8 protein-coding genes and 1 pseudogene are annotated in these 10,850 nt (G+C 70.1%); 5 read left to right on the top strand and 4 right to left on the bottom strand.

What is annotated here, in order from left to right:
- The 4 genes and pseudogenes from ACGFIZ_RS26785 to ACGFIZ_RS26770 all read left to right on the top strand — a co-directional run.
- Window positions 1–1,142, top strand: a pseudogene (locus tag ACGFIZ_RS26785) (hypothetical protein); the annotation flags it as partial.
- A gap of 120 nt (window positions 1,143–1,262) precedes the next feature.
- Window positions 1,263–2,081, top strand: coding sequence for an SAM-dependent methyltransferase (locus ACGFIZ_RS26780; protein ID WP_393423618.1), 819 nt, complete (start codon window positions 1,263–1,265; stop codon window positions 2,079–2,081).
- 169 nt (window positions 2,082–2,250) lie between these two features.
- Complete coding sequence (locus ACGFIZ_RS26775) at window positions 2,251–2,496, top strand: hypothetical protein (protein ID WP_393423616.1); 246 nt, start codon at window positions 2,251–2,253, stop codon at window positions 2,494–2,496.
- A gap of 264 nt (window positions 2,497–2,760) precedes the next feature.
- On the top strand, window positions 2,761–3,153 hold the full coding sequence (locus ACGFIZ_RS26770) for a hypothetical protein (protein WP_393423615.1): 393 nt from the start codon (window positions 2,761–2,763) through the stop codon (window positions 3,151–3,153).
- Between the two features lie 70 nt (window positions 3,154–3,223).
- Here the strand turns inward: ACGFIZ_RS26770 and ACGFIZ_RS26765 are convergent, their stop codons facing one another.
- The 4 genes from ACGFIZ_RS26765 to ACGFIZ_RS26750 form a co-directional block, all read right to left on the bottom strand.
- Entirely contained in the window at window positions 3,224–6,070 is a 2,847-nt protein-coding gene (locus ACGFIZ_RS26765; protein ID WP_393423614.1) for an AAA family ATPase, read from the bottom strand.
- Window positions 6,071–6,337: 267 nt separating this feature from the next.
- Window positions 6,338–7,192, bottom strand: a complete 855-nt coding sequence (locus tag ACGFIZ_RS26760; protein ID WP_393423612.1) for an alpha/beta fold hydrolase — start codon at window positions 7,190–7,192, stop codon at window positions 6,338–6,340.
- Window positions 7,182–8,372: a hypothetical protein gene (locus ACGFIZ_RS26755; protein ID WP_393423610.1), complete on the bottom strand. Its 1,191-nt coding sequence runs from the start codon at window positions 8,370–8,372 to the stop codon at window positions 7,182–7,184. Before ACGFIZ_RS26755 ends, ACGFIZ_RS26760 begins: the two co-directional genes overlap by 11 nt.
- A complete protein-coding gene (locus ACGFIZ_RS26750) occupies window positions 8,369–9,559 on the bottom strand; it encodes a cytochrome P450 (RefSeq protein WP_393423608.1) in 1,191 nt (396 codons plus the stop codon). The genes ACGFIZ_RS26755 and ACGFIZ_RS26750 overlap by 4 nt, the downstream gene beginning before the upstream one ends.
- A gap of 154 nt (window positions 9,560–9,713) precedes the next feature.
- Here ACGFIZ_RS26750 and ACGFIZ_RS26745 point away from each other — a divergent pair, with 154 nt between their 5' ends.
- Complete coding sequence (locus ACGFIZ_RS26745) at window positions 9,714–10,835, top strand: methyltransferase domain-containing protein (RefSeq protein WP_393423606.1); 1,122 nt, start codon at window positions 9,714–9,716, stop codon at window positions 10,833–10,835.
- Window positions 10,836–10,850 lie beyond the last annotated feature (15 nt).

Here is a 10,850-nt window from a genome sequence, read left to right as displayed (position 1 = left end):
CACTACGGCGACCGATCATGACCAACACCCACCCGAAACACGCCGTCGCGCTCGGCGCCGCCATGCTCAGCTCCGACACCCACACCGCACGCGGCATCCCGACACCCCGACGCCCCGCACCCACCACACCAACCACCACGGCACTCCAAACCGGCACCCCACGCCAGGCGGCCAAACGCGACAGCGGCGAGCAGCGCGTTGTTAGTCGACACGCAACACCCGGTTCGGACACGCCCGCGCCCGCAGCCGCGCCCGCGGGCGCGCCGGCCCCCAAGGCGAAGCGCGGCGCGAAGCACCGGGCGCAGCCGCCGGCCAAGCCGACACAACCGGTCAGCGGCCCCACCGCAGACCCCCGCCCGGCGGCCGTGCCGCCCCCGGCGCGGCGGCGGTGGTCACGGCTCGCAAACGCGCGCCTCGTCGTCGCGCTGGTCGCGGTCATCGGCCTGCTGGGCGTAGCGCTCGTGTCCGGGAACAACGCCCCGAGCCACCAGCCACAGGTGTCCAGCGCGACGTCCGAGGCCGACATCCCGAGCGACCGGCCGCAGACGCCCAGCGCAACGCCCGGAACCAGCACCCCGAGCAAACGGCCGCAGACGCCCAGCGCAACGCCCAAAACCAACACCCCGAGCGAACGGCCGCAGACGCCCAGCGCAACGCCCAAAACCAACACCCCGAGCAAACGGCCGATGCTCGAACTGGAGGACGTCCAGGTACAGAAACCGTCGAAGCTGTCTACGGTCCGCCCCGCGGTGGTAGGTGCCAAGCATTTCGTCGACCGGCCGCCCGTCTTCACCAGCCTTCCCGGCCCGCTCACCGGAGCAGTGCTGATCCCCGGCGCCAGCGACGACAAGCGACTGACCTCCCCAGCGGACTACCTGGTGTTCGATGTCGCACGCGACGCCACCGTGTACGCCGCCTTCGACAGACGCGGAGCACCGGAGGTAAGCAACTGGTGGCCGGCGTGGCTGAACCAGCAGGGCTTCAAGCGCACTGACATGATCATCCCGACCAACGACCCGGACCAGCGCCACTTCGTCGTGTTCGCCAAGAACGTGCCGGCGGGACGCGTCACGCTCGGACCGAACGCGGCGACAACCGTGTACTCCACCGGCTACATCACGCTCGTAACCGCTAATGGATGATGGTTCCGTCACAAGGTTGCTGAGCGTCGCTCACCGGACCGGCCCGCTTCGCGGGGCTGTCAGGTCACATCGGATCTGGACGAACCATGGGGACGCCCTTGGGGAAGGACTCAGAAACAGATGAGCACGGAAAGCTCAGTCCAGTCGGACGGCATCGACCCCTCCGTCCCCACTGCTGCGGGCATGTACGACTACTACCTGGGCGGCAGGAACAATTTCGCAGCCGATCGTCGAGCCGCGAACAAGGTGATCGCAGCAGCTCCCGAAGTGATCCTCATGGCACGGGAGAACCGAGGGTTCATCCAACGTGCGGTGCGATTCCTGGCCCGCGACGCGGGCATCCGGCAATTCCTCGACATCGGCAGTGGCCTGCCCACCCAAGGCAGCGTCCACGAGATCGCCCAAGCCGAGGCGCCGGACGCGCGCGTGGTCTACGTCGACAACGATCCGCAGGTGCTGGCCCGCTCGCGTGCCTTGAAGACCGCCGAAGCCAAGACCACGAGCGTGATCACGGCGGACCTGCGCGATCCTGATGTCATCCTCAACCACCCCGAGACCCGGGCGCAGATCGACTTCGACCAGCCAATGGCCATCCTGTTGGTGGCCGTCCTTCACTTCATCGACGACGAAGCTGACCCGTACGGGATCGTCGCCCGCCTCCGCGACGCGATGGCCCCGGGTAGCTACCTTGTCATCAATCACGCCACCGCCGATCCCAGACCGGACAACGCTGGTGGCGCCGCAGAGGTCTACAAGAACACCAAGTATCCGGCCACCCACCGCACGCGCGATCAAATCGAACGCTTCTTCGACGGCGCACCCCTCATCGACCCCGGCCTGGTGTTCGTTCCGGAATGGCGGCCCGACGTCGAAACCGACATCAGCCCCGAGGAGGTCTGGATCCTCGGCGGCGTCGGCCGGAAGCCGACCGTGGACTGATTTCGATCGTTCACGGAGCTGAGGGGTCTGCCTGACCTCACCGGGGATGCGTGGCCAGCGGTGAAGCTGGCTGCGGGCCAGTCGGGCGTCGGTGTGCAGCAGCCGAGGACGCCGAGCAGGAGTTCGGGATTCGGCATTTGAATACCTGTTGCCGTGGCGCGTTCCACTCGTGCCGCTCATCGTCATCGGCTCACATACCGCCACCAACAATTCCACCTCGAGCGGGGCGCATTTCGGTGTACGAGGCCGATTGATCGGGTCCATCATCGGGCTGGGCATGATGTTGCTGGGCACAGCCATCGCTATCTGGTCCAGCGGCGGCGTACTGGTCGCGGGCGCGGCCAGGCTCCTCCATACGCCGACGGGGAACGGCTCCCTTGCGCTGACACGGTTCTCGGCCTCCTTTCTGTGCTGATCGCGGTATACGGGTACCACCTGCTCGTCCGGACCACGCTGATCCTGATGATCTTCGGCGTGGTCACCACGCTGCTACTGGTGGCGGCCTTCGCCGGCCACGTCGACGTGGGGTATCGGGGCGGCCAGTACGCGCTCGGCAGCTTCACCAGCACCTGGCTGCTGTCGGTGTTCGCCGTCGGCGTCGGTGGCGTCATGACGATGAGTACGATCGCCGGCGACTGGACCCGCTACATCTCGTCCCGGCGAAGCGATCCTGCAGCTCGTGATCGAGGAACACCACGACCTGCCCGACGGGCTGGCCCGTCACCTGGTCGACGCGCGGGACTCCGGTGTCATGACCGACAGCCAGCTCATGAGCCAGCTGGGGATGCTGGTCGTCAGCTACGAGACGCAGGCCGCCTCGGCCGCGAGCCTGATCGGCATGCTTCTCGAGCACGACCTGTACGGGTACGCCGCCAGGCCATCGCGCATCCCGAACTCATGCGGCGAATCGTCGCCGAGGGTAGCCGGCGTGGGGGAGGACGTGTTGGTGGCAATGCTGACCCAACTGCCGGACGACGTTCACCTCGACCACGACGGGAAGGTACTCCGCGAGACCGCGGGCATCTCGTGGACGATCCCGCGCCTGCTGGTGAGCCCTCGTCCCGCATCGTGACCCACGATCGGCCGTACGAGACAAGGCCCCGTCGCCCCCCGCTTGACGTTTCGAAGTCACTCCAAGTGTCTTACTGCGCATTCGCCAGCTCACGGGCGATGTCGACCCGCGAGTGGGCCCCGAGCTTCGCCAGGATGTGGGAGACGTGGGTTTCCACGGTACGGCGGGACAGGAACAGTTGGGCGGCGATGTTCGGGTTGGACTGTCCCGCGGCGACGAGGTCTGCGATCTTCCGTTCCGTGGTGGTGAGGGCTTCCCAGCCGATGGTGGGCCGGCGGCGTGGTCCGCGGCGGCCACGGCGGATGCCGTACAGCCGTAGGCGGGCGTCGGCGCGCATGATGTCCCAGGCCGCGTCGAGCGACGTGTAGACCTCGATCGCCTGCGCGTACGCGGCCCGCGCCGCAAGCTGGTCGCCGCGATCGGCGTACAGCACGGCGGCGTCCTCGAGTGCCTGCGCGCGGAACAGGGGGTAGCCGATGCGGTGGAAGGTGTCGGCGGCGGTGAGAATCCCCGTGGGGTCGGCGGCCAGCAGGCCCGCGCAGTACCCGGCCGAGGCGGTGGTGGCGGGAGACGCCTGCCCCTGGGGGACGGCGTTTGCCCAGGCCGCGGCGGTCGCGGTGGCGGTGGCGGTGGCGGTGGTACGGTCGCCGCTGGCCAGCGCGAGGCGGACCACGTCGGCCAACCACATCGGCGTGTCCGGAGTCAGTTGCGGAAAGTCGCGCATCCCCTCGGGATCGAACGCGGCCAGCAGGCGAGCCAGCGCCTCGCCGGGCCGGCCCTCGCGCTCGGCCGCCAACGCCCAGGCAACCAGCAGGAGGTCGGCGTACAGGCGCAAGCCGTTCCCGGGGCTTGTCAGCTCCTCGATGCCGACGAACTCCCGCTCGGCCGCCGGCAGGTCGTCGCGGTGAACCGCGATCAACGCCCGCACCCCGCGGCCGGCCAGCCGGTACGTCATGTCGGTCGGCAGGTCGGCAGAAGCCTGCAGCTCCGCCAGCGCCTCGTCCCACCGCCCCCGGTAGAAGCTGTAGTCGGCGATCTTCGCCCGCAGATGCCCCAGCCGGGGCGGAGTGCCGGCACGTTCGGCGAACACCATGGCCTGGCCGAAGGCGTCGTCGGCCTCGGCGGGCCGGCCCAGGTTGTCCAGGCCACCCGCGCGGTTGATCATCAGCAGCAGCCGCAGGTCGGCGACCGGCGGTTCGTCCCCCAGCACCGCCAGCGCGCGATCGATGAGCGCCACCTGCGCCGCCACGTCCCGCCGCTGGTTGTGCTCGATGAGGGCCAGGGCGTGCAGGGCGTATCCGGCCGCCAGCCGGTCACCGGCCTGGTGCCCCTCGGCCTCGGCTCGTGCGGCGGCCCCCCGAGCCTCGTCGAAACGCCCGTCGCCGATGAGCGCAAGGGCGCGCAGGGCGCACAACCGGGCGGCCCAGACCGCCGAAAGTCCCGGCCGCTCCAGCGTGTGCTCGGCGACCTCGACGGCCCGCTCGTACCGCCCCATGCGCATCAGCGCGTACACAAGGGTCCAGGCCACCCGAGCTGTCACCACGGGATCGCGGCTGAAGGCCAACACCGGATGGGCCAACTGCTCGACCTGCTTGTTGTCGCCAAGCTGCGACAGCGCGACCGTCAGGTCGGCATCCAGCCGTTCCCGGCGCGGATCGTCGTCGACCGCGCCGCGGACCCGGGTCAACAGGTCGACGGCCACCCGCGGCGCCCGGTAGGTCATCGCCGCGGCTTCCCGGGCCACCCAATCGATCATCCACTCGTCGGCCGTCACCGGGCCGGCGAGCAACTGCTCGGCCACCCGCTCCACCGGCGCCCCCGCGCCGGCCAGCGCCCGAGCGGCCTGCCGATGCAACGCCGCCCGCAGACTCGCCGGCATCGCCTCGTACAGCGCCTGCCGGATCAGCCCGTGCCGGAACACCAGCCGATCCCCCGACGCCGCCAACACCCCGCCCGCCACCGCCTCATCCACCACGACCATCAACTCGGTCGCCGCCTGACCGGAGACCACCCCCAGGTCATCGACCGTGAACGCGGAACCCAACACCGCCGCCAGCCCCAGCACCGACCGGATCCGCTCCGGCAGGAACCCCAACCGCCGCCCGATCGCCTCCGGCAACGACCCCGGCCACTCCCCCGCATCCGTCAACTCCGCCACTCCCGCCGCCACCGTGATCCGCGACTCCCGGACCAACGCCTCGACCGCCTCGCGGGCATAGAGCGGATTTCCCCCCGCCTGCCCCGTCAGCTCCGCCAACGCCCCGCTCGGCACCGCGCCCACCAGTTCGCCGACCACCTCGATCACCTGCGGTGCCGACAGAGCCCCCAACGGCAGCACCGTCGCCCCCCGCTCCACGAGGTCGCGCCGCGTTGCGGTCACTTCCGGCCGGCGTGGCACCGGCCGGCACGCCGCCACCAGCAACAACGGCGCCTGGGCGGCGGCCCGACCCAACCGCGACCACACCGACAGGCTCGCCTCGTCCGCCCACTGCGCGTCGTCGAGCACCAGCACCACCGGCGACACCGAACACAACCGATCCACCAACACCAGGACCTGCTCGGCCAGCAACGCCGCCGCATCCCGCGGCGTCACCAGCTCCGACCTTCCCTCCCCCCGCAACAACCCCACCAACGGCGCCCGCAACGGGTCCACCGAATCCCGCCCCACCCGCAGCGCGTCCAGCAACACCTGCAACGGAAACGGCGGCAGCAACTCCGGCGCGGCCCCCGCGTACACCGCGCACCCCAACCGGGCTGCCTCGTCCATCGCCGCCGAGAGCAGTGTCGACTTCCCGATCCCAGGTTCGCCGTCCACCCACACCATGCCGCCTCGGCCCTCGGCCACCCCCACAATCAGCTCTCGCAAGACCGCCAGCTCGACGTCCCGACCGACGATGGCCGAGGCAGGTGAACGCATGCCGACACGATAGGACGACCATCGGCGCAATGTTAGCCCCGCTGGTGGGAAGCGTGTCGGTTTCCGGTTTGGGCCCGCGGCGTGCGACGTACCACTACTTCGCGTTGTGACGGGACGAGGGCACCGGCCACGTGATCCATGACCTGTTGTGCTGCAACTCGGCCGGCATGCAGCCGGACCTGCGGGGATGCTGCCGGCTTGGCTCGACGTGACCGGGTGCCGTCGGGCTCTCGTCTCTCTTTGCGAGATCATCTGGCCGTCGGTGCGTCACCCGGTGGGCCCGCGCGAGGTGAGCAGCGCGTGCAGCGCCGCGCCGAACGCCGCGGGGTGTGTCCGGTACCCCTCGTGGCCGCCCGGCAGGTCGGCCAGGTACTCGCCGAGCACGGCCGCGAGCCTGGCCGCGCAGCGGCTGGGGAACGTGTCGGTCGTCCGGCCGGTGGCGGGCACGACCGTCGTGGCGCCCGCGCGCAGCGCCGCCCAGCCGGCGGCGCCGATCCGGTATTCCCATGTCGCGCGCGCCTCGCCGGTGAGGAAGGCGTTGATGTTCGCGACGGTCCGGCCGCTGGCTGGCTCCCACACCACCTCGTCCTCGTGGTCGCGTGGATCGTGGGAGGGGTCTCCGAAGCCGGCCCGCATGATTCTGAGCGCCGCCGGCCAGCCCGACTCCGCGTGGACCCGGCGAGCGTCGCGGTGCAACCTGTCGTACCTGGCGCGCTCGGACGCGGTGGCGAGCGACCGCAGCGGGGGTTCGTGGGCGACGAGGACACTCACCCGCCGCGGCCGGCGCCACGCGATTTCCAGGCCGATGACCGCGCCGGTGCTGCACCCGAACACGCTGACGGGGGCCTCGCCGAAGATGTGGTCGGCCAGCGCGGCCGCGTCCTCGGCATGCCGTTCGAGTGACACCGGGCGCCCCGGGTCGTCCACCGCGGTGCGGCTCTGGCCCCGCCGGTCGTAGGTCAGAACGGTGTAGGTCTCGGCGAGCCGGGTGGCGAGCAGATCGGCGCAATGCGCGTCACCGCCGCCGCTGGGCAGCAGCATGAGCGGTGGGCCGGCACCGCGCACGACGTAGTAGAAGTCCGCGCCGTCGCCCCGAAACGTCCCGATCCGGTCAGCGGCCATCGTCGTCCCCGCCGCGGCTCTGGAACTGCCCCGCCCGCGCGAGATCACCGTTGGTGAGGCCGTGCCGTCGGAAGTACATCCGTGGGTTGAAGTACACCGCGATCCGCGCGGCTCCGTGGGGGGAGCGCTGTGCGCTGAGGAACGAGTGCGCGTACATCTCCTTGTCCGCCTCGCCGCCCATGAAGAACCGCGCGCAGCGCTCGTAGGCGTCGCGGCTGCGCGCCGACACGTCGTAGGCGTCGAGGACCTCGCGGATCATCCACTGCGCCTCGGCGTCGGATCGGCAGCGCGGGGTCAGCCCGAACTGGTGCATCACCGACTCGATCGGACGCGTGCCACCAGGCACGAGCGACACGTAGGTGCCGTACGACCAGAAGCGGCGGTGGTTGGATCGCCATTCGAGCCGGGTCCGCGACGGTGTCCCCGGTGCCCACGCGGATCGCGCCCAGGCGCGGCCTGCGATCGCGGCCATCGTGGGGCCGTCTCCGAGGTCGGCGCGTGGCCCCAACCGGTCCCAGCGGGCGAGGCGTTCCGCGGTGAGGACACCGCGGTGCTGCACGTACAGCTTCGTCCTGGCCGACGGTCCTGTCGCGAGGTCGAGGCACAGGTAGGACACCGTGTCGTCGTCGTGCATCGCGCCGGCGATCACCTGCCACTGGCCGGGGAATCCGAGCGCGGACAGTGCCGCGTCGACGCGCGCGGCCGTGTCGGCGGGGTTGGGGCCGCCGAGCCACAGGTGGATCTTGCCACTCGGCGGTCGGCCGGGAACCCAGCCCATCGTGTGGAACGCCGCCATGGGCGGGCGGTCGGCCGGTCGGGGGGCCACGAGGTGCTCGATCCGCCGCAGCCTGCTCAGGTCGAGGCCGTGGGTGGCGCTCAGGCGCGCGTTCAACCGGCGCGCGCTTTCCCAGTACGACACCGGGTTCGCGGGTTCGGCGTGCGCTTCGACCGAGGCTCGCAGGCCGAGTGGCTCGTCGCCGAGCACGACGGAGAGTTCGAGCGGTGTGCTGTCCGCGGTGAGCGTCGACCACGCCGGAGGGGCGTCGAGCGGGCGATGTCGCCACGTTTCGCCCATGAGCCGGACGTCCGCCGCCACCTGGTCGGCGAGTTGGTCGAGGCCGGTCGCGTGGCACAGCCCTCGCACGGCGGCCTCCGCGTGCTCGCCGCAGGTCGCGGTCATGGCGTGAACCTTATCGGCAGGCTGGCGATCCCGTTCACCACGGTGGACACGAGGTGGCGCGGAGGGCCGGCGAGAGCGAAGCGGACGCCGCTGTCGGCGAGCTCGTCGACGAGGGCGGCGAGCAGCGTGCGTGACGCCGCCGCGCCGACGCAGAAGTGGGGACCGAACCCGAACGCGAGGTGCGGGTTGGGCGCGCGGCGGGGATCGAACCGGTAGGGCGAAGAGAACACGGACTCGTCCCGGTTCGCCGACGCGATCCAGGCCACCACCCAGTCGCCCGCGCGCAGCCGTACCCCGCCGAGTTCGACGTCCGCGGTGGCCCGGCGCACCAACTGCTGTGCGGGGGTGGTCCAGCGTGCCGCTTCGTCGACCAGGCCGGCAATCACCGACCGGTCGTCGACGACCGCCCGCCACAGGTCAGGCGTGCGCGCGAGGTGCAGCAGCAGGTGTAGCGCGACGTTCAGCGTGGCGGTGTTGCCGCCGACCAGCGCGCTGTGGACGTTCAGCATGATCCGGCGGCGGGTCAGCGCGGTGCCGTCGACAGAGGTCGCCGACAAGGCGCCGATGAGCGTTTCCGGTCGGGACAGCGACGTGGCCAACGAGGCCCTGATCGACCCGAAGAGCCGTGAACTCGCGCGTAGGACCGTCTCGTCCTCGTCTCCGTCCTGGTAGGACGGGTCGCTTGGCGCGAGGGTGGCGAGGGCGGTCACGACCGTGTTGTCCCAATGTTCCTCGGGTATCCCGAGGAGGGGACCGGCGGCGATCATCGGGAGTTGCCGCAGCGCGGTGGCCAGGTCGTGGACGCCTCCGGCGAGGATCGGGCGGAGCAACCGGCGCACGCGCACGCGGATCTCGGCCTCGTGCGCCCGGACGGCCCCGGGCCCCACCGCGCGGGCGGACGGCCGGCGCAGCGCCGTGTGCTGGGGTGGGTCCGTGAGCGCCAGAGCCTGGCCGCCGGCCGGGTCGGGTGCGCCGACACAGTTGAGCAGGGCGCCCGATGTGGAGCTGAACATCGCCGTGTCGCGCAGAATCGTGTGGCATTCCGCGTAGCGGAAAAACGACCAGCACTCCGTCCCGTTGGGGGCGACGTCCTTACGCACCGGCTCGGTCCGCCGCAGCGCGCGCCACGCCGCGTGCGCGCCGCCCTTTGTGGAGTTAGTGGCGTCAAACGGATCAAAAATGGACATTGTTTGTGGAGTACGTGACCGGCCCAATTCAGCGTCCATGTCGCATCACCGCCCTGTGTCGACGATTACCGTGAGTGGCGGCGTGCTTGACCCTTGCGCACGCCGGCAGAGGCATGGATCATGACAGCACCCCCTCGTCAGGGAAGGCAAGACAATGGACGATATCGAACGGACAATCCACGACTTCGTCGCGGACGTACTGCTGGAGGGCGAGGACATCTCGTTCGACGAACGTACCCCGCTCCTGAAGCATCGGCTGATCGACTCGCTCAATGTCGAAGAACTCATCGCATTCGTCGAGAGTGAATATTCGATTACGTTGAGCGACTGGCTGCACTCGAAGTGGGAGACCATCGAGAGCATGGCTGGACTTATCCGCGCGCATTCCCCACGATCCCCGGAGGCCGCCGTGCCCAAGGCAGACGTGACACCCGACGCCATCGCCACCGACTACGAAAAGTCAGTAGCTCGTTACTGGAATGAGAAACTGAACGACCCGATCAACCTTCTGCTCGGCGCCGAGGACGGGCTGGTCCACCACCACTACGGCCTCGGGGACTACGACCCTGCCGTGCTGTCCGGCAGCGGCGCCGACCGCGAAGCCGCCATCATCCGGGAACTGCACCGGCTGGAGTGCGCACAGACCGACGTCGTGCTCGACGCGCTCGGCGGCATGGAGCCGGACGGCCGGTTGCTCGACGCCGGGTCGGGCAGGGGCGGTGGCTCGTTCAGCGCGCACCGCAGGTTCGGCTGCTGGGTCGACGGCATCACCCTGTCGCAGTACCAGGTCGACTTCGCCACGAAGCAGGCAGCTCAACACGGCTGCACGGACAAGGTCACCTTCCACCTGCAGAACATGACCCGAACGCTGTTCCCGGACGGTCACTTTGACCGCGTCCTCACCAACGAGACCACCATGTACGTCGACCTGGCTGCCGCGTTCGGCGAGTTCGCCCGGCTGCTGCGTCCCGGCGGGCGCTACGTCTGCGTCACCTACTGCGTCAACGACACGATCGCGCCGACGAGCGCGGACTGCGAGGCGGTGGACGCGCACTACGGCACCCGGATGCACAAGCGCAGCGAATACCTCGCGGCGCTGTCCGCCGCCGGGTTCTCGCCCAGTCAGGTCACCGTCCTCAACTCCCAGACGATCCCGTACTGGGAGCTGCGCAGTCACTCCGAGCACCGAACCGGCGTCGAGCGGGCGTTCCTCGACGGATACCGGTCCAACGTGCTGCAGTACGTGCTGATCGCGGCCGACCGCCTGCCGTCCTGATCACCGGACAGCGGA

Source organism: Micromonospora sp. NPDC048830, from assembly GCF_043198215.1.
Taxonomy (GTDB): domain Bacteria; phylum Actinomycetota; class Actinomycetes; order Mycobacteriales; family Micromonosporaceae; genus Micromonospora.
This window is presented reverse-complemented; position numbering and strand designations above follow the sequence as displayed.

Coding starts and splice junctions, on each gene's coding strand:
- ACGFIZ_RS26750 (WP_393423608.1), bottom strand. CDS start 9,559: ATGTCCATTTTTGATCCGTTTGACGCCACTAACTCCACAAAGGGCGGC.
- ACGFIZ_RS26745 (WP_393423606.1), top strand. CDS start 9,714: ATGGACGATATCGAACGGACAATCCACGACTTCGTCGCGGACGTACTG.
- ACGFIZ_RS26760 (WP_393423612.1), bottom strand. CDS start 7,192: ATGGCCGCTGACCGGATCGGGACGTTTCGGGGCGACGGCGCGGACTTC.
- ACGFIZ_RS26755 (WP_393423610.1), bottom strand. CDS start 8,372: ATGACCGCGACCTGCGGCGAGCACGCGGAGGCCGCCGTGCGAGGGCTG.
- ACGFIZ_RS26765 (WP_393423614.1), bottom strand. CDS start 6,070: ATGCGTTCACCTGCCTCGGCCATCGTCGGTCGGGACGTCGAGCTGGCG.
- ACGFIZ_RS26780 (WP_393423618.1), top strand. CDS start 1,263: ATGAGCACGGAAAGCTCAGTCCAGTCGGACGGCATCGACCCCTCCGTC.